The sequence below is a fragment of the Salegentibacter profundi genome (genome assembly GCF_054121475.1).
Map to the genome: position 1 here is coordinate 1 of NZ_JBSYGG010000019.1, position 25,114 is coordinate 25,114.

At 37.4% G+C, this 25,114-nt stretch carries 23 protein-coding genes and 1 tRNA gene; 12 read left to right on the top strand and 12 right to left on the bottom strand.

Going from position 1 to position 25,114, the window contains the following annotated elements; translation table 11 throughout:
* Positions 1–134 precede the first annotated feature (134 nt).
* The 4 genes from ACW6NC_RS15640 to ACW6NC_RS15655 form a co-directional block, all read right to left on the bottom strand.
* A complete protein-coding gene (locus ACW6NC_RS15640) occupies positions 135–440 on the bottom strand; it encodes a hypothetical protein (RefSeq protein WP_457867445.1) in 306 nt (101 codons plus the stop codon).
* A 485-nt stretch (positions 441–925) separates the two neighbouring features.
* Positions 926–1,375 (bottom strand): hypothetical protein, encoded by a 450-nt coding sequence (locus ACW6NC_RS15645; RefSeq protein WP_457867447.1) that lies wholly within the window; start codon positions 1,373–1,375, stop codon positions 926–928.
* Positions 1,376–1,397: 22 nt separating this feature from the next.
* Positions 1,398–1,610 carry a hypothetical protein gene (locus ACW6NC_RS15650; RefSeq protein WP_457867449.1) on the bottom strand — a complete coding sequence of 71 codons (213 nt, stop codon included), beginning with the start codon at positions 1,608–1,610 and terminating at the stop codon, positions 1,398–1,400.
* Positions 1,603–1,902, bottom strand: a complete 300-nt coding sequence (locus ACW6NC_RS15655) for a DUF6804 family protein (RefSeq protein ID WP_457867451.1) — start codon at positions 1,900–1,902, stop codon at positions 1,603–1,605. Before ACW6NC_RS15655 ends, ACW6NC_RS15650 begins: the two co-directional genes overlap by 8 nt.
* Positions 1,903–2,433: 531 nt before the next feature.
* Here ACW6NC_RS15655 and ACW6NC_RS15660 point away from each other — a divergent pair.
* Positions 2,434–3,726, top strand: coding sequence for a phage integrase SAM-like domain-containing protein (locus ACW6NC_RS15660; RefSeq protein ID WP_457867453.1), 1,293 nt, complete (start codon positions 2,434–2,436; stop codon positions 3,724–3,726).
* A gap of 376 nt (positions 3,727–4,102) precedes the next feature.
* On the opposite strand, the gene ACW6NC_RS15665 is transcribed toward ACW6NC_RS15660, so the two are convergent.
* On the bottom strand, positions 4,103–4,483 hold the full coding sequence (locus tag ACW6NC_RS15665) for a hypothetical protein (RefSeq protein ID WP_457867455.1): 381 nt from the start codon (positions 4,481–4,483) through the stop codon (positions 4,103–4,105).
* Between the two features lie 100 nt (positions 4,484–4,583).
* Here ACW6NC_RS15665 and xerA point away from each other — a divergent pair, with 100 nt between their 5' ends.
* Together xerA and ACW6NC_RS15675 are read left to right on the top strand one after the other, a co-directional pair.
* Positions 4,584–5,708, top strand: coding sequence for a site-specific tyrosine recombinase/integron integrase (gene xerA / locus ACW6NC_RS15670; RefSeq protein WP_457867484.1), 1,125 nt, complete (start codon positions 4,584–4,586; stop codon positions 5,706–5,708).
* Between the two features lie 107 nt (positions 5,709–5,815).
* On the top strand, positions 5,816–6,256 hold the full coding sequence (locus ACW6NC_RS15675) for a hypothetical protein (protein WP_457867457.1): 441 nt from the start codon (positions 5,816–5,818) through the stop codon (positions 6,254–6,256).
* A 40-nt stretch (positions 6,257–6,296) separates the two neighbouring features.
* Here ACW6NC_RS15675 and ACW6NC_RS15680 read toward each other — a convergent pair whose 3' ends face one another.
* Entirely contained in the window at positions 6,297–7,262 is a 966-nt protein-coding gene (locus tag ACW6NC_RS15680; RefSeq protein WP_457867459.1) for an IS110 family RNA-guided transposase, read from the bottom strand.
* Between the two features lie 1,329 nt (positions 7,263–8,591).
* Between ACW6NC_RS15680 and ACW6NC_RS15685 the strand changes: the two genes are divergently transcribed.
* The 6 genes from ACW6NC_RS15685 (at position 8,592) to ACW6NC_RS15710 (ending at position 13,869) form a co-directional block, all read left to right on the top strand.
* Complete coding sequence (locus ACW6NC_RS15685; protein WP_457867461.1) at positions 8,592–9,269, top strand: hypothetical protein; 678 nt, start codon at positions 8,592–8,594, stop codon at positions 9,267–9,269.
* Positions 9,270–9,366: 97 nt separating this feature from the next.
* Entirely contained in the window at positions 9,367–9,648 is a 282-nt protein-coding gene (locus ACW6NC_RS15690) for a helix-turn-helix domain-containing protein (RefSeq protein WP_457867463.1), read from the top strand.
* A 4-nt stretch (positions 9,649–9,652) separates the two neighbouring features.
* The gene (locus ACW6NC_RS15695; protein WP_457867464.1) at positions 9,653–11,239 is read left to right on the top strand and encodes a DNA primase family protein; all 1,587 of its coding nucleotides are present in this window, start codon (positions 9,653–9,655) and stop codon (positions 11,237–11,239) included.
* The gene (locus ACW6NC_RS15700) at positions 11,223–12,362 is read left to right on the top strand and encodes a DUF6371 domain-containing protein (protein ID WP_457867466.1); all 1,140 of its coding nucleotides are present in this window, start codon (positions 11,223–11,225) and stop codon (positions 12,360–12,362) included. The genes ACW6NC_RS15695 and ACW6NC_RS15700 overlap by 17 nt, the downstream gene beginning before the upstream one ends.
* A gap of 420 nt (positions 12,363–12,782) precedes the next feature.
* Positions 12,783–13,457: a DUF433 domain-containing protein gene (locus ACW6NC_RS15705; RefSeq protein WP_457867468.1), complete on the top strand. Its 675-nt coding sequence runs from the start codon at positions 12,783–12,785 to the stop codon at positions 13,455–13,457.
* A gap of 1 nt (position 13,458) precedes the next feature.
* A complete protein-coding gene (locus ACW6NC_RS15710; protein WP_457867469.1) occupies positions 13,459–13,869 on the top strand; it encodes a PIN-like domain-containing protein in 411 nt (136 codons plus the stop codon).
* Positions 13,870–14,040: 171 nt separating this feature from the next.
* Here the strand turns inward: ACW6NC_RS15710 and ACW6NC_RS15715 are convergent.
* Both ACW6NC_RS15715 and mce read right to left on the bottom strand, forming a co-directional pair.
* A tRNA-Ile gene (locus tag ACW6NC_RS15715) sits at positions 14,041–14,114 on the bottom strand.
* Positions 14,115–14,211: 97 nt separating this feature from the next.
* Positions 14,212–14,628, bottom strand: a complete 417-nt coding sequence (mce, locus tag ACW6NC_RS15720; RefSeq protein ID WP_457867471.1) for a methylmalonyl-CoA epimerase — start codon at positions 14,626–14,628, stop codon at positions 14,212–14,214.
* Between the two features lie 79 nt (positions 14,629–14,707).
* On the opposite strand from mce, the gene rbfA reads away from it, so the two are divergent.
* On the top strand, positions 14,708–15,100 hold the full coding sequence (rbfA, locus tag ACW6NC_RS15725) for a 30S ribosome-binding factor RbfA (protein ID WP_457867472.1): 393 nt from the start codon (positions 14,708–14,710) through the stop codon (positions 15,098–15,100).
* Between the two features lies 1 nt (position 15,101).
* Positions 15,102–16,310, top strand: coding sequence for an ABC transporter permease (locus tag ACW6NC_RS15730; protein ID WP_457867474.1), 1,209 nt, complete (start codon positions 15,102–15,104; stop codon positions 16,308–16,310).
* A gap of 126 nt (positions 16,311–16,436) precedes the next feature.
* On the opposite strand, the gene dusB is transcribed toward ACW6NC_RS15730, so the two are convergent.
* From dusB to ACW6NC_RS15750, 4 genes are all read right to left on the bottom strand, one after another.
* Positions 16,437–17,429 (bottom strand): tRNA dihydrouridine synthase DusB, encoded by a 993-nt coding sequence (gene dusB, locus ACW6NC_RS15735; protein WP_457867476.1) that lies wholly within the window; start codon positions 17,427–17,429, stop codon positions 16,437–16,439.
* 125 nt (positions 17,430–17,554) lie between these two features.
* Positions 17,555–19,963 carry an outer membrane beta-barrel protein gene (locus ACW6NC_RS15740; RefSeq protein WP_457867478.1) on the bottom strand — a complete coding sequence of 803 codons (2,409 nt, stop codon included), beginning with the start codon at positions 19,961–19,963 and terminating at the stop codon, positions 17,555–17,557.
* Between the two features lie 120 nt (positions 19,964–20,083).
* Positions 20,084–23,023 (bottom strand): glycoside hydrolase family 3 N-terminal domain-containing protein, encoded by a 2,940-nt coding sequence (locus tag ACW6NC_RS15745; RefSeq protein ID WP_457867479.1) that lies wholly within the window; start codon positions 23,021–23,023, stop codon positions 20,084–20,086.
* A gap of 55 nt (positions 23,024–23,078) precedes the next feature.
* Positions 23,079–24,224, bottom strand: a complete 1,146-nt coding sequence (locus ACW6NC_RS15750; protein WP_457867480.1) for an acyltransferase family protein — start codon at positions 24,222–24,224, stop codon at positions 23,079–23,081.
* 231 nt (positions 24,225–24,455) lie between these two features.
* Here ACW6NC_RS15750 and ACW6NC_RS15755 point away from each other — a divergent pair.
* A partial coding sequence (locus ACW6NC_RS15755; protein WP_457867482.1) for an ROK family protein occupies positions 24,456–25,114 on the top strand: 659 nt, incomplete at its 3' end.

Below are 25,114 nucleotides of genomic sequence, written 5' to 3' on the forward strand. Positions count from 1 at the left end.
ATTAACTTAACCAAAATTTTAGAAGAAAAGTGTCCGTTTTGAAACGGAACGCCTGTCCGCTTTCAGCGGATTATGCAGTATAACCTGTAAAGTTTTTTCATGACGGTACAAAAGTTTTTTCAGGACGGTACAATTTATGCCAGTGATTCGGTCGGATAGTGCCAGGCATTTCGGTTCAAATTGTGCCACTTTCGGCTGTTAGTTGAACCTATACCGGTTCGATTTGTGCCACTTTGAAAGATCAAGTAAATAATACCTTGTCGCTTAAGCTCTTCAATCTTATCAGAATACATTTTAATATCTTGTAGACTTTCTGAATCTGTATAATCTACTTCGGAAAGCTTTTTTACGAAGACTTGTATTGGTGCAAAAAATTTCAAGTCTGTTTTAATGCTTTCCCATAAAGCTTCTGAAAGCAATTGCAGTTCTTTAATTATCATAATTTGAGTGGTGTCTGTTTTTAATTTTACCTAACGTCCCGTATAAAAACAGTGCGAGCTGGCGAACGTGATTTTTAACTCAGTTCTTTGTTTGCGATGACCCGATGTTGTGCCCAGTTAATACAACGGTTTTTTAGCCATATCTGAATGAAATACCGGTTTGTTTAGATTGTAATCATTACATGAATGTACCAAATCTCTGTTTTTATTATATTCCAAATGCGTTCTGTCACTGTTTTTAAACGGCTTATCACATACTGTACAGTTATCATGATTTTCTTTATGAAATACTTGAAGTTCTCTGTTAAATTTTAATGACATTTTTGGTAGATCCATTCATCCTATTAATTGGGAACAACGGCCTCGGCTATGAGTAGTTGCAAGGGTTCGCACGTAACTTGACAAGTACACACCAAGTTGAAAATTCCTGCGGACTTTCCTAAGTAGGCTAGAACAAGCAATTACTTATAGCCAATTGCGTGTTGTTATTCTACGAGTTCGCTAAGGGCATTAGCTAAAGCAATATCCTTTGCTATTCCTTCTGCCATTGCAGAAATAAACATATTGAACATTTTGTCAATTACAACTGGACGAAAGCCATAACTGGTTGCTAACCTCTTGCAAAGTGTAATTTCGTTGTCGTTTATGTTACCATCAATCATAGATAATTTTACATAATCCTCTAAATGGCTGATTTTTTCATTTTGGCTGTTCGGAATATAAAATGGAATATCCTGAGCTTGATTTATTATTTCCTGTACAGTTCTTCCATCTAAGTATAATTTATTAATTCCTGTATTTAAAATGAAGTCAAATTCATTGTTATGTAGTTCACCATCACTCAATGCAATAGCATACATATTTTTAATATGACTTTTTTTACTTTTCATCTCAGATGAATTCATCTGATTTTTTAGTCTTCCAAGTAGTCCCATCTTGTGTTTAAGTTTAAATATTTTAGTCCATTCCTCCCATTATAGCAACAAGTCCCATTGCTAAAAAATGACCTATTTTACTTAAAATAGCCCATACGATTAAAAATCCGATAGCACCAAGAAAACTTTCTGGCTCAATCCAATTCCAAGCCATTACTCCTGAACCGATTGAAATTCCGATTGTCACTAACCACATTAGTCCGATTAATACTCCTCCGTTGTCTGAATTACTCATTTGTTTTTGTTTTATATGTTATTGATTTAGTTAAGAAAATAATACCAGCTATTATGTCAATTGGTATCCAAACATCTTTATCGTTTAAATAAACAGGAATAAAGGGGTTGAAAAGTATTACAAGAATTCCATAAGTAATTACCCAAAAATTGAATCCATTTTCAAATTCTGAAATAACAACTGCAACAGCTCCAATTGTAACAGTAATTCTTAAGAATGTATAATAACCTATTGGCAAATCAGCTAAAGCCAAAAAGAGAAGAACAGTACAAATTATTAACAAATATTTCATTTGGTTAGTTTGGTCATAACTATACACAATTAGTTTTATCCCAACTTTATAATGCCATAATAATAGTATTACCCAAGATAAAGGAAGCTTCAATGCCTTTACTGTAAATCTATTAAAATTTTGTTAATACAGCTTACGGGAAACCGTAAATGGGAGGGACATTGTTGGAGGATAAAGATATTCTTCTTTTATTACGTTAGAATTTAATTGTGAAGAATAAAAGAAAATCTAAGGTTGGTATTCAAATTCCGGCCACACATTGGGCGGTACAAGGGCATAAAAAAATCCGCAAGACCTTTGTTTATAGGCGCTTACGGATTTCCTCTGTGGTCCCACCTGAACCACACAACCACAAAGATGAAAATCTAAAAAAATCCACAAACGTGGCTACAACATCAGTAATTATGCGGCATACCAGAAATTTTACTTAATTCTATCTTTGGTTCAGTTTGAGGCCGTTTGCATTTATTTGCGCTTAACCGTACAACTATCGTACAAATTATTTACATTTGACTGTACAAAATATCTGACATGGCAAGCGTAAATTTCCTCTACCGTTCTACTAAACCTAAAGCTTTCTTAAACCTAAGATTGCTCTTCAGAATTACTGACCAAAAATTACCTAAAGGTTATAAAGATTTTTCACTTGGAGGAAAAACAAAGCTGGAGATATCGAGACACTATTGGGAAAAAGAACATCTGCAAATACGCTTTAAAAGAACTAATGATATTGATGAACTAAACAGGATTCAGGAGCTCAAGGAAAAACAGAATTCTATTAACCAGGAGCTGAATAAATTTGAATCTCATATTTTGCAATCATTTAATTCTACCGATCCTGAAAAGATCTCTAAAGAATGGCTTCAAAAAACCATTAATGAATACTATAATCCTAAAAAAGTAAAGGAGAAGCCAGAAGACCTTATCTCTTACGTGGAGGACTATATTGAGGAAAGAAAAGAGCATGTTAGTCCGGCAACTGTAAAGAAGTCAAACGTAATTAAGCAAATGCTGGTGAAATTCCAGAACAGCCTAGATCACACTATCTTGTTGAAAGATATTGATCTGAATTTTAAGAGGGATTTTGAAGCTTATATGCTCGAAAAAGGATATGCCTACAATACCATCGCGAGAGCCATTAAGTTTACTAAAACAGTAGCAAGACACGCCTATAGCCAAGGTTTGGAGACAAGTCGGCAATTAGACAGGATCAAAACAAAAACAAAGGAATCAGAAAAGATATACCTCACTTTTGAGGAGCTGGAAAAAATTAAGAAAAAGAGCTTTACGAAAGAGCACCTGGAAATAGCCAGGGATTGGCTAATCATCTCCTGCTTTACCGGGCAAAGGATTTCAGATTTTATGCGATTTACCAAGGATATGATTAGGAAGAAAGATGACAAGTTTCTGCTGGAATTCACCCAAAAGAAAACAGGCAAGGTTATGACTATCCCTCTGCTCAAACAGGTCAGGGAGATTCTCGATAAAAGGAATGGGGAATTTCCCAAACCTCTCCCTGATCCAAAGTATAACGAATACATTAAAGTGGTATGTAAGAAAGCAGGGCTAAAGGAAGAAGTTTGGGGCAGCAAAAAAATAGAAGTTGCCGAAAAACAGTTTAGAAAGAAATCAGACTTTTATGAAAAGTGGAAGCTGGTGACAAGTCATATCGGCAGAAGGAGCTTTGCAACCAACTATTATGGTGAAGTTCCATTATCACACTTAAAAACTATTACCGGCCACCACACAGAGAGAAATTTCATGGCCTACTTAGGAAAAGGAGATGAAGAAAAGGCTATTGATGCTTTAAAGTATTTTGATTAAGCCTTGTGCCGAAACGGAACAACTGCTGTCATCCTCCACCTTCTTTACAGATAATTCTGCCGGCTTTACAAACGTGATAAAATGCATCATCGTCTGCCTGATGGTTTCTTGATTCGGAAACAACAACTTGATAGTCAGTTGGGGATGGCACCACCACCTACCCCGATTGGAATTTTAGGAACAGCCTCGATTTCCTTTCTTCCCAGGACTATTTCACCAGCAGTATAAGAAAAATGACTGAAACATAAGATTGAATACTTCTGTCAAAAGGCGGGACCACTGAAAGAAACCACAACATAGCTTGTAATCAAGTAGTTACAGGTTTTTTTATACTGTGTCACTTTTTGTGGCTCTTAAATAAGTAATAATATCATTTTTATTTCTGGGACATGTATGGTTGCCATTCAACCAGGATGAATTTCCTCTTTCCACTTTCATTTTTCATTAAGAAGCCATATTCATAGACAAACAGATAAACTTCACCTTTTTTGGTCTTCCAGTAATGGGTGAAGAAATCAGGGTTAAATCCCTGCTCCAATAAAACTTCAGATCGTACCGTTGCTTTACCAGCTTTATTAAAAACCTTCAGGATCTTTCTGTTCAATTTCAGTTGCTGGTCCACTTCTGAATAGAAGCTCATGTTCTCCTGTCTCAGTTTGTAATGATGAGCACTCTTACAATAAACATCACAGAACTTCTTATCGACCCGCCCCAATAATTCCTTTTTACAATTCAAACATAGTCTCTGCTTTCTCATAAATTAATAATCTTAGTCGATTTAGTCGTATAATATACGGATAATGTCCGTTTTCCTCAAAGTGGTAGATTATCTTTATTACGGAGAAGATATCATCGCTATGGAAAAGAAATTTGTTACTTTAAAGCATTTGCTAATAGAAGAAAAGAAGTGTATAGGTCTACAATTTTATACAGACCGAGTCATTAATGCCTTGGTAAATGAACTGCCGGGAGTAAGGTGGAGCCATGTCTTCAATATGTATTATGTAATCAACAATCCTTCTAATCTCAACACGATATACAAACAGTTGAAAGGCGTGGCATGGGTAAATTCAAATTACTTTTTCCCAAAAAGCAGCTTTGGACGGGACAATCCAGCTATTAATGTAGAATGGTTCCGAAAGAGGGATGCTGTTGAAGGAATGAGACCGTGTCCGGAAAGTTATCTTGCCAAGTTGGAACTGAAGAGATATGCAAATAACACAGTAAAAACATATGTCTCCTGCTTCGAGGCGTTCATCAATTACTACAAAGAAAGAAATTTAATAGATCTGGACGAAAACGATGTGAGACTTTATCTTCAAAAATTGATACAGGAGAATGCTTCACATTCCTACATAAACCAGGCTATCAACTCGATTAAATTCTATTACGAGGTAGTACTGGAAATGCCTAATAGGTTTTATTCTATTGAGCGCCCCAGGACAGAGGAGAAACTTCCAAAAGTACTGGCCAAAGAGGAAGTATTATCCATTATTGAAAATACCAACAATATCAAACATCGCTGTATAGTAAGCTTATTGTATTCTGCTGGATTGAGAAGAAATGAAGTGCTAAACCTGGTGCCCAACGACATAGATAGCAAAAGAATGACTATTACAGTCCGTTCAGGTAAAGGGAATAAAGATAGGCTCACCATACTCTCTGAAAAACTCCTCATCGATTTGAGGCAATATTACCTGCAGTGGCGTCCCACCAATTTCCTATTTGAAGGACCTGGTAAGATGCAGTATTCAGCCGAAAGCGTGGGAAGAATAGTCAAGGCTGCTGCGGAAAAGGCCGGGATCAAAAAAAACGTCACTCCACATATGTTGCGGCATTCATTTGCTACTCATCTGTTGGAAAATGGAACAGATTTAAGGTACATTCAGGTGCTATTAGGTCACAAAAGCACAAAAACAACAGAAATTTACACTCACGTAGCAACAAATATTTTTTTAAAGATCAAAAACCCACTAGATTAGTATAATTTTAAGAAAGACATAGTAGAAATAAACGTAATACTGTGTTTATCGAGACGTTGTAGCAAATTTAAACCGATCCATATTTCTAATCTTTTAATACGAATAAAATGAAACCAAAAATTGTATTTCTTATCAGCATATTTCTATCCCTTTCAATAGGCTGTTCAAAGGAGGATTTGGGCGATCCTATTAATTATGAGGTAATTTTAGAAAATCATCTAAGTTATGTTAGTGAAGAAACTATTCCAGAACAAACTCTTGTATTTAACTATGAATCTGACCTGAATAGTTTCCTACCTGTAATTGAGCAGGTTAATCCTTCTCGTGCTGACAACCTAAAAAACTTGGATTTCGATTTCAGTCAAAATGATCTGATCCTCATAATTGGGAAATACTACAACTACTGCTGTAGTAAGATTAATATAAATGGAGTTTATAAAGAAAATGAAGGTGTCGTGGTAAAATATAAAGAAAGGGGACCTGGAGCGGCAACGGCAATAAGTCAAGCATATACTGTTTTGAAAATTTCTAAGGAGGACGGGAAATAAAACTTGCTACAACAAAGAACTGAGTTAAAAAACAAGTTCTCTAGGCTAATTTCGAAACAAAATTTTCCTCATAAGGCAAACCTGATTTAGCGATAGCAAATGCCTGCTTCAGGAGTTTGTTACATACAGCGATTAGAGCCAGTTTTTTACTTTTCCCTTTTGCAATAATTCGTTCATAGATCTCCCTACAGGCTTTGTTGTGTTTACAAGCTGAAAAACTACACATGAATAGCAGATTTCTAAGCTTTGCGTTACCCATTTTGGTTATTCGGCTTCGGCCTCTCACGCTAGTACCTGACTCTCGCAAGGAGGGCGTGATCCCTGTATAGCTGCAAAGTTGTCGGGCATTTTCAAAGTTGGAAAATCCATCGGTTAGAACGATCAGCATAATGGCTGTTTTACTGCCCATTCCGGGAATGCTTTTTAGAAGTGTCAATTGTTTTTGTTGTTCTTCTTTGACGATCTCCGTGAGGCGGTCCTCCAGGATCTGGATTTCCTTTTGTACAGCTTTTAAGGAGCGATTCAAGGAATGATATACTGTTTTAGATGGTTTCCCCAGAGTTTTCTCTCCGTGCAGCTTATTCTTTAAGGCAGTGCTTTGTTTTAGGTAAATATCAATTAGGCGCATGAGCTGTAAACATTCCGCCTGGTTCTTGTCTCTTGCTGTATACAATGGAACTTCATTTACAGTGGCATACTCACAGATTGCTTTCGCATCAGATTTATCTGTTTTCACCTTGGAAAGTTTCATCTGTATAAACCTTTTAACTGACAGTGGATTTACTACAGAAACCTTTACGCTTTGCTCATACAGGAACTGAGCCAACCGGTAGTGATAATATCCTGTAGCTTCCATTACAACTAAAGCATCGGCAGGAAGAGCTTTTTGAAAGGCTTTAAATCCATTACCATCGTTTTTGAATTGGGAATGAGTTCCTTCAGAGTCTACAACATCAAATACATTCTTGCTGATGTCTACTCCATAAATTTGGTTACATTTATTCATAGATAATTGATTAGGAAAGGACGCCTACTTTGCTTTCAACAACTTAAAAACGAGATCAAAGTCTCACAGAACTGAACGAAATTGAAGTAGAAAAGAGAGGGGATTTTCAATGTTGACGGAATCTCGAGGTTCCCACATATAACATAATCTTACTCCTCTCTTTTGTTCTTTCTGATTAGTGAGTAAAAGTTAGAAAATCAAACTTAAGAAGAACTGAGTTAAAAAACTGCTTAAAAAATGACATTATTGGTAGATAAAAATTATAGAAAACGATCTTGGAGGGGAATATCACTTCTTCGCAGTCTTTCCAGGATACTTTTCTAAAATTTAAAAGATTTTTGTAAGCCTGCATTTCCTGCATTTCTTGCATTCGGAATCATTGTTGTCCGGAAAAAGAATCTAGACCGCTCCGCTTTTAGAACCTAGAACCAAGACTTTTTTATAAGATTCTGAAAATCAATGTTGGGAAAATATATTTTCATTGGTAGAATATTTAAAATTCAAAGAACTAAAAACCACCCCCTCAAACTGATAAATAAGATCTCTGATCAGCATTAGCGGGCTTTTTCAGAGGTTCCTTCTTTTTTAATCGGACAACAATGATTCGGAATCTCAAATTTGTTTCAGGTGTAAGCACTGGGAGGATTTCAGCCTCGGGTGCAAAGCGTTTCCCGAGGGTATCCCAGAGGAGGTTATCAAAACAAACGAGCACAATAAACCGCTCAAGGGCCAAAATAACAGCCTTGTTTTTACACCCGTAGAGCCGACCGATAAAAAAAGTGAATAATAAATGGGAGAGAAAATCCCGCCGGAATAAATTTTTTCAGCTTCCTTTATTTTTTGCCCTGAAAAAGCACATCCAACCAGGTAACGGTTGCAACGGGTCAAGATAAACCAACAACAACTGATTTTCAGAGATTTGCAAGTGACGAATCAAAAATATATAACGGTATTAACCGCTTTTGCAACGGCCTTTGCAATAGCGATGGTAACCGAATAACAACGGCTAAATCAAATGCGGTTGCAAGCGATTGCAAGCGCAGGTAATTACCTTACAGCTCAGGAACTGGATTAGGAAAGGCGAATGAGGTAGGGCCTTGTGCATTTAATGTTTACCAGGGCACTTTTTTCCGCAGAATATCTATTTTTGCCAAAGAGTAGCAACTGCGCCTGCAACGGCACAATAGGTATTAACTATGCTGATAATGAACTTTTTAGTTTTTAATTTCTTCAGCAAAATCTTTTTTGCAACCGCGAAGCAACTGCAGTAGCAACCGCAAATGTCAAATTTTGCACCAGGCAATCGCAACGGTAAAAAGTTTTACTTCTATGAGTTTTAAGTTTGATATTCCCAACAACATTATTTTTCAGAGTTATTTCCTATTCTGGAAGGACGCTAATCACGTAGAGGAATTTTATAGGCAAAGGCTTGAAAGTTACCTTTACAATTATAGTCATGAGCAAAGCAAAATAGAGAATTCTTCAGGAGGTATTAAATTATACTATTCTGGTGTGACTAAAGACGGAATAGAAATCACGGAAATGGATTTCATAAACCACGAAATCTTTAAGTTAAATAGAATTCCTTTAGAAACTATAGACTTTGACGAAAGGAAGAGAGTCGAGTTCTACCGGCAGTACCTTCAAAAAAAATTAATGAAAATTTTAATGGGAGAAACAAAGCCTTTGCCAAAACCGGAGATCGATTTAGATGAAAAAATCACCCGTACCACCTGGTTTAAAATAGGATTAACCTTTGCCACCGGTCAAGCTCAGGAACTTTATGAAGAATACAAGCAGGAGAAAGGTCACTTTACGAAAATGGCTATTAAATTAGGTTTTAAAGAAACTGGTCGTCCTTATTTTTCCGAGACCATCAATAACAGCACTATTGGCAATAAGAACCTCTACTCCAGCCCGGATAAGCTTAAAACCATATACGCCTATTGTCAGGTAAAGAATATTGAAGTATGTACTGATTTTATAGCTCAAATTGAATCCATTTAAATCCCTTCCAATAAACCGTACTGAAACCGTACTGGTACGGCAATGAGTACCAAACTTACTGCAGCACATTTGGCTTATCAATTAAATCAAAAGTCAAATGGAAAACATTTTTTTACAGGGCACCACTACAGATAAGTTGGTGGACCTTATTTCTCAAGATGTAAAGCGCCAACTTGAAGCGTTTAAAAAGGAATTAACAAACGAGCAGGCAAATGATGAGCTCCTTACCCGGGAGGAAGCTTGCCAATTCCTAAAAATTAATTCGTCGACGCTGTGGGCGTGGACCAACAAAGGCAAAGTAAAAGCCTATGGCATTGCTAACCGCCGGTACTACAAAAGGAGTGAATTGATTGAATATTTAACCGTGCTTAAGAAGTAAGGCAATGAAATCATCAACAATCAAGAATCTCGTAACAGCTGATTTCGACTATCAAATCAGTAAAATGGCTATTCCTCAATCCACTCCAGATGAAATTTTAGACAACCTCATTGAAAATGTCAAAAAAATAGATTTTTGGGTGCTGGCATTCCCCAGAATAGTTGAATTAAGAGAAGAAATAAAAAAGCTGAAGGCAGAAGTTTATACCGATGGCAACGTAAATGAAGATAAGAAACAGGAGGAAAAGGAATATCTAAAGCTGCTAAAAGAACTTAAGTCTCTAAAACTAACTAAGAACCACTATCTCATCTTGTGTATTGAGCAACTTCTTAAAATAGCAAAGGAAAATAATTGGGGATTATGTAAAAAACACGGTTTTATTTATTTGTACAATGGTTGCTTCTGGACGGAAATGGAAAAGGAGCGTTTTGAATCCTTTTTAGGAGATGTCGCGCTAAAATTGGGAGTGGAAAAGTTTAAAGGCAAGATACATACCTTTAAAGAAGAGCTTTTCAAACAATTCATGTCAGACGCGTATCTACCTACTCCACAAGCTAAAAGTTCCAAGGTTCTAATTAATCTGAAAAATGGCACCTTTGAAATAAGCCCTAAGAGCAGGAAGTTGAGAGATTTTGACCCTAAAGATTTCCTCACGCATCAATTACCATTTGAATATATACCACAAGCTACAGCACCTCTTTTTGAGAACTACCTAAATGAGGTAATACCCGATCCAGATAAGCAGAAAGTACTAGCTGAATATATAGGGTATCTGTTTGTAAAACCATCAATACTCAAATTAGAAAAAATGCTGATTCTATTCGGAACCGGCGCGAACGGAAAAAGTGTATTTTTTGAAATAATCAGTGCTCTTTTAGGACCCGAGAATGTCTGCAACTATTCTCTCCAGAGCCTGACCAATGAAAACGGATACTATAGGGCCAAGATAGGAGACAAGCTTGTTAACTACGCCAGTGAAATCAACGGCCGACTCGAATCCGCCACATTCAAACAAATGGCTTCTGGTGAACCTTTAGAAGCTCGATTACCACACAGAGATCCTTTCACGTTGCATGAGTATGCAAAGCTTATTTTTAACTGTAATGAACTTCCTAAAGATGTAGAGCATACGGCGGCCTTCTTCAGAAGGTTTTTAATTATAGAATTTGATGTTACCATACCAGAAGAAAAACAAGATAAGGAACTCTCAACCAGAATAATCCAAAATGAACTTTCCGGGGTCTTTAATTGGATTCTGCAGGGGTTAGATCGCTTACTTAGTCAGAAGAGATTTACCAGTTGTAAAGCAATAGAAGAAGCTATCCATACATATAAAAATGAGAGTGACAGTGCTAAAATGTTTATGGACGAAACGGGCTATGAGCGGAGTGCTGAAACCTACACTCTAATTAAAAATCTATACCAACAGTACGTGTCTTTCTGTATCGATGAAGGAGCCCAGCCCTTGAAAAAATTGAACTTCAGAAAGAGATTAAGTCATCACGGTTTTTACGTAAAAAAAGCTACTGAAGGGTATATAGTTTATGCTGACATCAAAATAAATACAGAGGAAGATGACGTCGAATTCTAAGTATGCGCTCGATAAAAGCAGTAAAAAATATCCTTGCCCTGCTTGTAACAAAAAAACCTTTGTGAGATATGTCGAAAACGAAACTGGATATTATTTAAAAGACAGCTTTGGGCGTTGTGACAGGGAGAGCAAGTGTCGCTATCATCATGCACCTCCAAAGGAGAAGAAGTCTTATTTAATAATGTTTCTTTCTCTTAAAGCTATTTCGGAAAAATCATTTCAGGCAACCGAAACTAACGGCCAGTTGCACTTCATTCCGAAGTCACAGGTTTTTGAAAGGAATGGCAACAGTTGCTGGATAACAGAATGGTGGCTAAAGGCTAATGGTATTGCTTATCTGGGACATCAGAGCCGGTATATTGAATCTAATCAAGTAGGTGGTAGTGCGGTTGCAACGGTAGCAACCGCATCACCCGTTGCAGCGGGTGCAACTGCGTTTAGTGAACCAGATAAGGCCAGTTTTCATAGCTTGAAATTATTGGACCAGTTGTATAACGAAGAACCAGTAACTGAAAACTTAGAAGTTTATTTGAAAACTATATTTACAGAAAAGCAGGTTTTCGAAGCTAAGCAGAACTATCTCTTAACCGGCACTACCATGTTTTGGAATAAAGCCACTGTATTTTGGCAGATAGACCAGAACGAAAAAATACATGCAGGAAAAATAATGCTATACGATCCTTCTACTGGTAAGAGGGTAAAGAAACCATATAATCACATCAACTGGGTTCATAAAGCTCTCAAAGAACCGGATTTCAACCTCAAGCAATGCCTATTTGGACTGCACAGGATCAAAGAAGATTATAATAAATCAATTGCCCTTGTAGAAAGCGAAAAAACAGCGATAGTCATGAGCATGGTTGTTCCTGATGTTCTTTGGATGGCCACGGGGAGCAAACAAAATCTAAAGACTCGACTACTGGAGCCGTTGGGAGGTCGAAAAATAGTATTATATCCTGACAAGGGTGAATATGAGGACTGGAGAAGCAAAGCGGAAATATTGAAGAAAAGCGGCTTGAAAGTAGAAGTCAGTGATATTCTTGAGGAATCGCCATTGGAACCTGGTTCTGATTTGGTGGATTATTATATATCCAGCTTACGGGAAAATGCAGGAAATGCATAAAATGCAGCTCTAAAAAAAATCTTTTTAGAGTATATCTATTGACTAGCAAATGATACAAAAACGGGAAAGAAATAGAAGTCTTGACGGTACAGGGAATAGATTATTTTGACAGGTGACTATTTGTTCACTCTCTTTACTACCCCTTGAAATTTTTGATTGCTCCAGCCGGAAATTAAACCTAAGGGAAGAATACCAATCAATGGTTTATGCAGAATGGACGATGACAAAAAAAAATTTTTATATACAATCTGTTGTGTATAAGCCTGAATAATGTGATACTACTTTTTTTAAGACCTAATTAAAATAGCTTGGACAGAGCATAACTGAAAATTGCTTATCTTTAATGTTGTCGTATCTTGGCTCCCGGATATTGAGCTTTAATAGGTATACTTTTTGTAACTCTTTCTCTAAATTTAAAAAATGTCAGCGGCTAAAACTTTATCATACGAAGAAGCTCGATTAGGAGAAGGTGTATTTACCTCTTCTGATGTCGCTACTATTCTTAAGATTCATAAGAACAGAGCAAGATATTTAATAAACCAATATCTCGACAATAAATTTCGGAATCAACAGTCTTTTAAGTACAAGATTGAAACAGAAGGCGGTTATTCTATTAATTTCCTTGGCCTTATTGAATTATTCGTTTTTGAAAGATTAAGAACTTTGAATGTCTCTGCCAAGAAAGTAATTAAATTCCATGATTATCTCGCAGGAGTCTTTGGAAGCCCATATCCTTTTGCAGTAACTGATTTTTTGGTTTCAGGACGTGATTTATATTTTAAATTAGATGAGGACTGGGTGAGCGGGGATGAAAAGCTACAAATTGGTTTAAAGGACATTGTTGAATTTTTGGGTGATAAAATAGAGTATGACAAAGGTGTTGCTTCAAAGTATTACCCCTTAGGAAAAGACAGGACCATTGTTGTTGATCCAGAATACCGGTTTGGCCAGCCAGTATTAAATAGTACAAATCTTATGGTGGAAAATCTTTATGATTTGTATTTGGCCGAGAATCGAGACTTAAATTATGTGGCAGAGCTGTACGATCTAACAGAACAGCAAATGAAGGATGTTATAGACTTCATGGCTGCATGATATGATAATTTACATTGACGAAAACTTATCTCCACATTTAGCTCGAGCACTGGATATCCTTGAACAAAGAGAACATTCGTCCAGAAGATGTGTTGTCAAGTGCATCCAAGATGAATTTCATAAAGGGTACAAGGACACACAGCTAATTCCAATCATTGGATCTCAAAAAGCTATCTGGATAACTCAAGACAAGCACATTTTAAAAAGACCCGCTGAGTTAGAACTAATACTTAAGTTCGAAGTGGGGCTTTTTATTTTAACCCCTTACTGGTCCAAAGTAAGACATTGGGAAAAGGTAGTCATGATAATCACTCAATGGCAACTGATTAAAGAATTAGCAAAAGAAAAAAAGCCCTTCGCCTTCAGGATCGATGGAAATTCAAAGTTTGATAAAGTTGACAGGATTAAATAAAGAACTCTTTCCATCTATAGTCCTTCAAACTTCCTCACAACAGTGCATTAATGGTTTTTGTTGTATGAGAATTGCATGAGTTAGAAAATTTTACAGTACATAAATCGTACAAAATAATAAATAAAAAAACCGTAACACGTTGATTTTCATCTATGTTACGGTTTTTGTCTGTGGTCCCACCTGGGCTCGAACCAGGGACCCCTTGATTATGAGTCAAGTGCTCTAACCAGCTGAGCTATAGGACCAATCCAGATATCAACAAATACCCGAATTTTAGGAGTGCAATATTAGTACATATTTTCAATCTCTGCAAGACTTAAAGTGATTTCCTCACTCGCTTTTTTATTGTATCTCCCCCTGAATCTTTTCCTGGCAGAGTTCCACTAGAACACCATGGGCACTTTTTGGGTGTAAAAAAGCCACTAGTTTATTGTCAGCTCCGGATTTTGGGTTTCTATTTAGAAGTTGAAACCCTTCATTTTCCAACCGGGTGATTTCTGTCTCAATATCATCTACTGCGAAGGCGATGTGGTGAATTCCCTCTCCACGCCTCTCGATGAATTTGGCGACTGGACTATCTTCATTGGTAGCAGCAAGGAGCTCAATTTTACTTTCTCCAGTTTTAAAGAAGGAAGTTTTTACCCCTTCACTTTCCACCATTTCAGTTTTATATACATCAGTTTTAAGTAGTGATTTGTAAACCGCATTAGCAGCCTCCAGGTTTTTTACTGCAATCCCTATGTGTTCAATTTTTTTCATGTGTTTTGTTTTCAGTAAAGGAAATAGGTATTTTCATAAAACCAAAGTTCGGGAATTTTTAATTAGCTATTTTTGCAGTATGGAAACAAACAGACAAAAGAAAATAGGTGGGGTTTTACAAAGGGATCTGGCAGATATCCTTCAGAACAACCTCAGGGAAGCGGGAAGAACGGGAATTTTGATTTCTGTTTCCAAAGTGAAAGTCACCACAGATCTTTCAATAGCGAAGGCGTATCTAAGTATCTTTCCTTCGAAATTCGCAGAAGAAATACTCGAAGAAATTAATACGATAAAGCCAAAAATAAAACATGAACTGGCCCAACGCACCAGAAACCAATTGCGTAAAATGCCCGAGATCTCTTATTTCATTGATGACTCGTTGGAGTATATTGAAAATATAGAAAAGTCTATCAAGGGAGAAGAAAACCCTATCTCCAATCCTGATCTATTAGATAAAAGGAAAAAATCTTAATTTGAAGTTTCCGCTATACATCGCCAAGCGTTATCTCTTTACCAAAAGCAGTAACAATGCGATTAATATAATCACGATAATTGCGGCTATAGGGGTGTTTGCAGGAGCTTTTTCATTATTTATAGTTCTCTCCGGTTTTGCCGGATTGAAAGATTTCAGTCTTCAGTTCACCAATGAATTCGACCCCGATTTAAAGGTACTCCCCAAAAGCGGGAAAACAATTCATTTTGACCAGAACCAGGCAAAAAACCTATCAGAAATTGAAGGTATAGCCAACTTTACTAAAATAATTGAGGAACGGGTTTTTCTGGATTACCGACAGAAGAACGACTGGGCATATATAAAAGGTGTAGATAAAAACTACCGCTTTGTAAACAATATAGATAGTGCCATCGTAAATGGGAGCTGGTTAACCGATAGCGAAGCACAGGTTGTTGTAGGTAATACTATTTCCAGGAAACTCGGTCTGAGTATTTTTAATTATCAATCCCTGTTGAAACTCTGGGTTCCAAAGCCCGGAAAAGGCCAGGTTAGTCTAGCCAGTCCCGACGCCGCTTTCAACAGCCAACAAGTTATTACCAGTGGGATTTACAGCGTAAATGAAGAGTTAGATGGAAAATATGTATTCGCTAACCTAAATCTTGCCAAAAACCTGTTAGACCTAAAGGACAATACTTATTCGGCGGTGGAAATTAAATTAAGTCCAGGGGCAGACCCATCCGATATAAGCACACAGATAATGTCGATATTTGATGGCAAGGTTATCCTGAAAAATAGGGCGCAGCTCAACGAAACTTTGTACAAGATGCTGAATACTGAAAATATTGCTGTATACCTCATCTTCACCCTAGTCCTTATCATTGCGCTTTTCAATGTGGTAGGCTCAATAATTATGGTTATTCTTGATAAGCGGGAAAATATCAAAACTCTATTCAGTCTTGGTGCCAGTGAATCTCAAATAAAACAGATATTCTTTACCCAGGGTATGTTAATGACATTACTAGGAGGAATTCTAGGACTGCTTTTCGCAATAATACTAATCTATCTACAGCTGCAGTTCGAGCTAGTAATGATCACCCCTAGCCTACCCTATCCTGTTGCCGTTAAACTTGAAAACATTCTAATCGTATTTTTTACCATTGGAGTCTTAGGCTTTGTTGCCTCTTACATTGCGGCAGGACGAAGCAAAAAAGCCCTTGCAAGCCAATAGCATTATAATGATGGGGGGTAACTCTGGTAAGCCTTAGGACGGATTAAATAATTTTTTAAATATTCATCACGCGGAGTTCAAATCAGGATGGGAATAATAGGATACCTAATAATTTCTTCAGAAAATCTAAGCGAACTGGTAACCTGCAAATTCCTTTTCCACCTCATCAAAAGCCTCAAAAACATCAGAAGCATCATCACTGGTAACCATTTTCATCCGGTATTCTTTGAAATGAGGAATTCCCTTGAAATAATTGGTATAATGACGTCGGGTTTCAAAAACCCCTAATTTCTCACCTTTCCAGTCAATAGCCATCTGGAGGTGTCGTCTTGCTGCTTCCACACGCTCTTCCAGGGTAGGAGGAGCCATATGTTCTCCTGTTTTAAAGAAATGCTTAACTTCTCTAAAAAACCATGGATAACCAATACTTGCACGGCCAATCATAGCACCATCAAGGCCATAATCATCCCGCATCTCCATAGCTCTTTCAGGGGAGTCAACATCTCCGTTTCCAAAAACAGGAATATGCATTCTGGAATTGTTCTTCACCTTGGCAATAGGTTTCCAGTCGGCCTCTCCTTTATACATTTGTACACGGGTACGTCCGTGAATGGAAATCGCCTGACACCCCACATCCTGAAGTCTCTCTGCAACCTCAACAATCTTAACAGAATCATTATCCCAACCAAGGCGAGTTTTTACAGTAACCGGTAAATGAGTATGTTTTACCATAGCTTCAGTTAAGGAAACCATAAGATCAATATCCTTTAATATTCCGGCACCGGCACCTTTAGAAACCACCTTCTTTACAGGACATCCGAAGTTTATATCAATAATATCTGGATTGGATTTTTCAACGATTTCAACCGACCGAAGCATGGATTCCAGGTTTGCACCAAAAATCTGAATCCCCACAGGTCGTTCTTTCTCGTAGATATCCAGTTTCATTGTACTTTTCGCCGCATCACGAATAAGCCCTTCCGAAGAGATAAATTCGGTAAATACCACATCTGCTCCTTGTTCCTTGCATAGCGCCCTAAAAGGTGGGTCACTCACATCCTCCATCGGTGCAAGTAATAAAGGGAAATCTCCTACATCTATATTGCCTATTTTAGCCACTTCGATTTATTTTGGGCTGCAAAATTAAGAAATAAAAGGATGCGTCCAAACTTAAAATAGTGAAGAGCTTAAAAGTTCCAAACCTTATTTTCAGGCAATTAGTCCTTTGTTTAGGCATTTTATCATTATAACCTCTCACGTTCTGACGCATCGATACTGCGCTGATTATCTTCAAGCCTGAAGTTTCCGAAATTATACTTAAACCCAAGTCTTACATAGCGCATTTCTTCCCTTGCAAAGAAGGAATTATCCTGATTAGCGTAGCGTGAAGTTAATCTCGTATTGGTTTGATCAAAAATATCATTCACATTTAGGCTGAGCTCAGCCCGGTTGTTCCAAATTGTTTTTCTAAGACCTATGCTCAAGGTAGAAAAAGGATCAAAGTTATAAGAACCTGACATATAATCTGAAACATATAAATAGGTAAGGTTTCCGGTTAATGTACCATCTTTGGAAAGTGTGAAGCTGTTATACAACTGAGCTAGTATCCCATCAATTTCATTGGTATGTGTTTCTATTTCACTTTCAAGGGCTGCAAAACGGTTTTCTTCGTGAAAAATCGAAGCATACAACTGGGCATACCACCAATCATTAACCATCCTCACATGTGTGACATCCAACCCGTAGGTTCTATCTTCCAGAAGGTTCATACTGACCCTTCTTATAAATTGTCTATCGTTATTCTGAAAGGCAAGTGTTGCCGGTGAACTACCATAGTCCCGGTAATATAGATCAAAGAAGTACGATCCTTTTAAGGTATAATTCAAATTGACATTATTGCTGATTGCGGCCCTTAAATTAGGATTACCCGCATTGTAATCATTTTCATTGAGGAAATACCTAAAAGGATTTAAGCTCTCATATCGTGGACGGTTTATTCGACGACTGTAATCTAATGTGAAGTTATGATCATCTGAAGCTCGATACTGCAAGTAAGCTGTAGGAAATAATTCAAAGTATTCCTGGGAATTTACCTGATTCATGGTAATGGAATGTCCCTCTAAAGCGGTGTTTTCTCCCCGCAAACCAGCCTGCACACTCCAGTTCTCCCATTCTTTGGAAATATTGACATAAGCTGCATAAACCTTTTCATCATACTGGAAATTATCAGAAAGGTCCTCATAGAGGTCGGAAAGGCTCTGAGCATTCGAAAAAACAATTCCACTGCTCGATGCTATCTTAGAGAATTTCAAACCGGCATCAAAATTTGTACTTCCCCATGGGCTGGAAAAATCTATTTGACCGGTAAAAATATCTATTTCCTGATTTGCATTGGTATTAAAAGATATAGTTTTGAGAGGATCTCCGGTGTCATTAAAATAATCGGATTGCACCCATTGAGTTCTGTCCTGGTCAAATTTCGTGTAATGAAAATTAGAGGAAATACTTCCTCCTCCATCCATTTGATATACATAGTCAAGATTTAAAGCGATATTACTTTCATCGAAATCCAGTTCACTATCAGTGAATAATGAGGATCGTAATTGGGACCCAGTAGTTTCAATTAGCGTTTTAACCTTGTTGTCAAAGGTTTTATTTGGAGAAATCAACATATTTGAAGAAAAACTCAACCTGTTTTTATCATCCAAATCATAATCAAGCATAACATTGGCGTTATGTGCCCATGACCTGGTAATGCGTTCAAATTCAGTATTCCACCGGGAATAAACCAAATTATCATCCTCCATAAAATTTATATGACTTTCATCCCTTTTGATTTCTTTCCTTGGACTAAAACTATAATTGGTAAATAAGTTTAGTTTTTCTCCTTTCCAGTAATGACTTGTCCCTATTTGGTATTTAGGAACAATTCCCTGGGTGTAATTCCCTTCCAGGCTTCCTTTATAACCTGGATTCAAAGCTTTGGTAGTATTGATATTAATAACTGCGCCGCCTTCGGCATCGTATCTTGCCGGAGGATTGGTAATTACTTCAACCGATTTTAGATTCTCTGCAGAATAGCTCTCAAGCAAAGTGGTAAGCTCCTCGGTGGTGAGCTGAACCTTTTTGTCATTTATATAAACGGTTACCGCTCCGTTTCTCACCTGTAATTGCCCCTGGTTTAAAATCACCCCGGGAGTTTGTTTTAGAACATCCCAGGAATTTCCGCTGGAAAGGGTAGAATTTTCCACATCAAAGGTAATCCGGTCTATACTGCGGGTGATTGTGGGCTTACGAGCTTGAATTGTTATCTCATCTAATTCTGACGAGGAGACCTTAATTTCAATTCGGTAAAGATCAATATCTTTAGAAACATCAATTATTTCCTGATGATCCTCAAAACCGATAAAACTTGTTTTAAGTAAGTATTGATCCGTTTCAACATTCTGAAAATTAAAGCTTCCATTTTCTTCTGAAACCGTTCCTTTATAAACACTGGTCGAATCCTTTGCACTAAGTAAAATAACGTTAGCGAAAGCTACAGGCTGAAGGTTTTCATCAATTAATTTCCCTCGAACGGAATGCTGTGAAAAGGCCTGTAATGAAACAATAAAAAGTAGGGTAAGCAGAAAATAATGGTAGTTTTTCTTCATACAGGTCAAAAGGACTTAAGGAAAATTCGTTCAAATATAATATTTCCTTGAGACCTATTCCCTTTTTTGGTATTTCTATTCCAAAAAAACTAAATATTTACCGTAAAAAGACAAAAGTTCTTATTTCACAATGGCATTATAAATTACCTGTTGGATATTTGTTCGGGTATTAAGTGCGTAAAGCCTGGTATTGCTTCTGGTGGGTAAAACGCGATTGGAGAGGAAGAGGTAAAGCAAATCTTCCTCTGGATCCATCCAGGCCATGATCCCTGTGAATCCTGTATGACCAAAACTTAATTTACTGGCATCTTTAGCCGTATTACTGCTTTCTCCTCTATATTCAAGATACGGTTTATCAAAACCAAGACCCCGGTGATTTTCATTCTCCGGGAACTGTGTGGTAGTCCATTCTTTGAAGGTGTCTTCCTCAATATAACGCACTCCTGCATATTCACCCATATTTAAATACATCTGCATTAGCTTAGCAAGATCATTGGCATTTGAGAAAAGTCCTGCATTAGCTGATATCCCTCCCATCATCACAGCGCCCTCATCGTGGACCATGCCTTTGATGGGTTTGCGTCTGAAAAAATAATCGTGCTCAGTGGGCACGATTCTCTCCGGGTTAAAATTTTCAGAAGGGTTATAGGTCAAAGTCGTGGCACCCAGTCTATCATAGAAGTTATCATTGATATAGCTTCGGAAATCCTCTCCGGTAATTTCTTCCACTATGCTCGGAAGAAGATAAAAGACCAGACCTGAATATTTATATTTGGCTTCTTTTTCGAGATCAGATTTTTTTATTGCCCTGAATATTTTTTTCTGATAGTTGCGGTGTAACCACAAATTTTCGCTCACTTTTACTGGGAACCTGGCAGAAGAATCTTTCTTAAAAGTATTCCATCTAAAGCTCCCATTCTTCCGCAGGGTGTTTTTCCAGTAAGCAATCCAGGGTTTAAAGCGAGCCTGATGAGCCAGTATTTGACGGAAAGGCACTCCCTCTTTATTGGAGTTTTTGAAATATGGAAGATAAGTATCTATCCCGGCATCCAGGTCAAACTTCCCTTCATCGGTCAATTTCATAATAGCAGGTAAGGCTGAGGATATCTTCGTTACAGAGGCAAGGTCATACAAATCAGTTTTTTTCACCTTTACAGTATCGCTGTAATTGTGCAGGCCATAAGCTTTATGAAAAACTACTTTACCTTTTCTGGCAACGAGAATCTGACCCCCGGGAATTGCTTTCATATCCATGGCCTGTTGCATAAGAGAATCTATTCCTCCATATAGGATTTCTGAATCCATTCCGGCATCTTCAGGGCTTGTGTATTTAAGGCGTAATCCCCCTTCCACTTCCAGACCGTCTTTTGATCTGAATTTTTCACCTATACTTACAGGGAGCTTTCCGTTTGCGCCAACCCCTCCAAATACGAGCTGGGCTGCAAGTTCCTGAGTAATTGCATTATCCTGGTAAGTAAGAAGTAAACCAGAAGCATTTTCAATTCCTTTAAGCTTATCCATAGAATAAGGATTCTTGAAGTAAGCTACAATGCTATTGGGTTCTTCAAAAATTTCTCCCATCAGATTTTGAACGGCATCAGAGAACCTCATCGTATTACGAGGGAAACGGCTCTGGTCATGTATCCCTGCAATTATGAGATCATAGGTTTTAAGGGCTTCAAAAATTGATTTCAGCTCCGAAGTTTTAGCATCTAATCCCACTTGGAAATGCTTTATATCCGTGTAAAGACTCAGGCTTTTCTGAAAAACTGTTTCTTTATTAGCTCCGAATGAAACCGAAGCGATCTTAACATCTTTTAGTTTTTTTACAGGTAAGATTTCATTATCGTTCTTAAGCACAGTAAGTGAAGCTTCAACCAGCTTACGCTTAAGCCATTGCGCTTCCAAAGTGGTGATCTCTTCATTTATATTAGTAACAGGAGTTGGTGTGTATTGATCCAAACCTACCCATTGTTTTACAGCCAGTATCTTTCTAACACGTTTATCGATTTCAGCTTGGGTAATAAGCCCCTGATTTACAGCTTTTCGTATCTCAGAAATAGCTTTGGGTACATCTTCAGTGAATTCCAGCAGGTCATTTCCAGCCAGGATGGCATCTTTATCAACAACCCCAGGTTCATTACCCTGGGTAACCCCCTTCATATTCATAGCATCGGTGACAATTAATCCTTCGAAGCCCAGTCTCTCTTTTAGAATTCCGGTTATTATTGGTTTTGACAAGGTTGAAGGCACTCCAGAGGAATCTAAGGCAGGTATATCCAGATGCGCAACCATTACTCCACCAATACCTGCATTAATGAGCTCTTTAAAGGGATGTATTTCAAGGGAATCTAACCGATTGAAGGCATGATTTATTTGCGGAAGGGCGTAATGAGAATCTGTATCAGTATCTCCATGACCAGGAAAATGTTTTGCCGTGGTTAGCAAATTCGCATCCTGCATACCCTGCATATAAGCGATCCCTTTTCGGGAGACATTTTCCTTATTTTCACCGAAAGATCGATAATTAATCACGGGGTTAGCCGGATTATTATTTACATCTACTACGGGGGCAAAATTAAGGTGTAAGCCGCTTCTTTTAATCTGTCTAGCCACTTCCTGCCCCAGATCATAAATCAAACTATCATTTTGGATCGCACCAAGGGCCATTTGAAAAGGGTAACTTATGGTGTTATCCAGCCTCATTCCCAAGCCCCATTCTGCATCTATAGCTCCCAACAGAGGTACTTCTGAAACAAGCTGGTAATCATTCATCAGATGGGCCTGTGTCTTTGCATCTCCCTGGAAAAAAATCAGCCCGCCAATCTTTTGCTCCCTTATCAAATCAAGAATCTCTTGTTTATGTTCAGCCCCACGATTGGAATAAGCCGCAACCATAATAAGTTGGGCTATACGTTCATCAGGGCTAAGGTTTTCTATAATGGAATCAACCCACTTGCTGTTCTGATATTTAAGAAAAGGGGGCTTTTGCTCCTGAGCATAGAAATTTGAACCTATAAAAAGGACAGCTATTAGTAATAAAGACGCTTTTATTTTCATTTTCGAAGATATTTTTAATAAGAGGATGTACATTTTCTTGGTTTGGGTTAATACCTTATACCTTAATATATATTTTTCGTTTATCCAACCAGTAACCCAGCAGCCACATTAATACCATATAACTTATGGCAAATAACAAGGAAGCATTGTAATTGTTAAGCCAGCTAAGGTAAAAATTTTCGTATAACAAAGGCTTTAATGCACGGCCGTTAATAAAGATTACATTCATCAGCATTACTACCACTCCGGACATTATATATATAAAAAGTGGATTTTTTCCAAAAGCCTCAAAGAAATAGGACCATTTCTTAAATCCCGCCACTTCGATGATTCCGATTAAGCCTGAGAGCACAAGCAAAGTCCATCCCGTACTATACAAAACAAAACTACTTGTCCAAATACCTTTATTAATAGGGAAATAAACGTTCCAGAGCAGTCCCAGTGCAATAAAGATCGCTGCAGCTATCGCTAATTTCCAAACGGTCCTTAAATTATTCCCTGACTTCTGTATAAATACCCCAGCTGTATAACCAAAGATAACATTGACAATAGCGGGAAGGGTACTTAACAGACCTTCAGGATCAAATGGAATACCAAATCCCTTCCAAAGATTCTCCTCTGGAAAAATCATACGATCAAATTTAAGAGCAGCATTGGTCTTAAGACCATAGGGATCATAAGCATCGCCGAAAACCCACATAATCGCCCAATAACCCAGAAGAATGGCGACCCCAACAACGAGGGATTTTTTTAATTTAAAATAATGAATAATAAGTGAGGCAAATAAATAGCAAATGGCAATACGCTGAAGCACTCCCATAATACGCATTTCGCTTAGATCTTTTAACACCAATTCCCCGCCTGTGCGGTACAAAAAGGGAAAAGCACTCAAAAACAAACCGATTCCAAAAATTAGAATGGATCTTTTAAAAACCTTTCGAAGGAAATGCTGTTCTGATTTTGTTTCATACTTTTTAAGACTAAAACTCATCGCATTGCCCACCACGAATAGAAAAGCAGGAAATACCAGATCCGTAGGAGTAAAACCATGCCAGGCTGCATGTCTCAATGGTGCATAAATATAAGACCAGCTCCCTGGTGTATTCACCATGATCATAAAAGCAATAGTCATTCCTCTCAGAATATCGAGTGCGAAATAACGTGAGGGTTTTGAAAAGATTGGGACAGAATTGGATGACATAGCGCTATACCTGTTAAAAAAAGACTTAAAAAATGTCTTATTAGTTCAATTAAATTTGAATACTTAAAAATATAAATTTCATTTAAATAAATGATCTTTTATAAAAAAATTGAAAAAGTATTTCTCAGAATATTTTTTTTATCTATTTTTAATTCTGAATTAAGGACTTACTTTCAAAAAGATTTTAAATTTAGCGCCAGTTCTTTAATTCAAACCAAACAAAAACCACAAATGCCAAAAAAACTACAGGATTTTCTCCTAGACGAAGAAAAACTTGCTCATATCAGCAATGTAGAGCGCAAAAAATATTTGCAAAAATTAAAAATTGTAAAACATCTATTTTTAAACGGCAACACTTCCAATGCTGAGATATGCAGCAGGTTTAATGTGAGTTTACCAACCTCAATGGCTCTTTTAAACCAGATGATAGAGGATGGAATTGTTTCAAAAACAGGTAGAGGAAAATCTGAAGGTGGTAGAAAACCAGATCTATATGGGATGCAGGAGCATTCCTTTTTTGTATTAAGCATTCACATTGAACGCTTTAGAATAAAGCTTGCATTAATAGATAACAATCACAGTATTGTAAAAGAAAACATCTTATCCAGCGAAATTTCCCCGGATTCCAATATTGTTGATTTACTATTTGAGCATTCCCAGAAATTACTCAAATCTGCCAAGGTGAAAATGGATGACCTCATGGGGGTAGGCATAAGTATGCCCGGACTTGTTTCTGCTGAAGCAGGTAAAAATTTTACCTATTATTTAAGCGAACAGGAACCTGAATCATTAAAAGAAAAATTCTCGAAAAAGTTTAAAAAACCTGTAGTCATCCTCAATGACGCTAAAAGTGCATGCCTTGCTGAATTTCGTTTTGGTTTGGCTCGTGA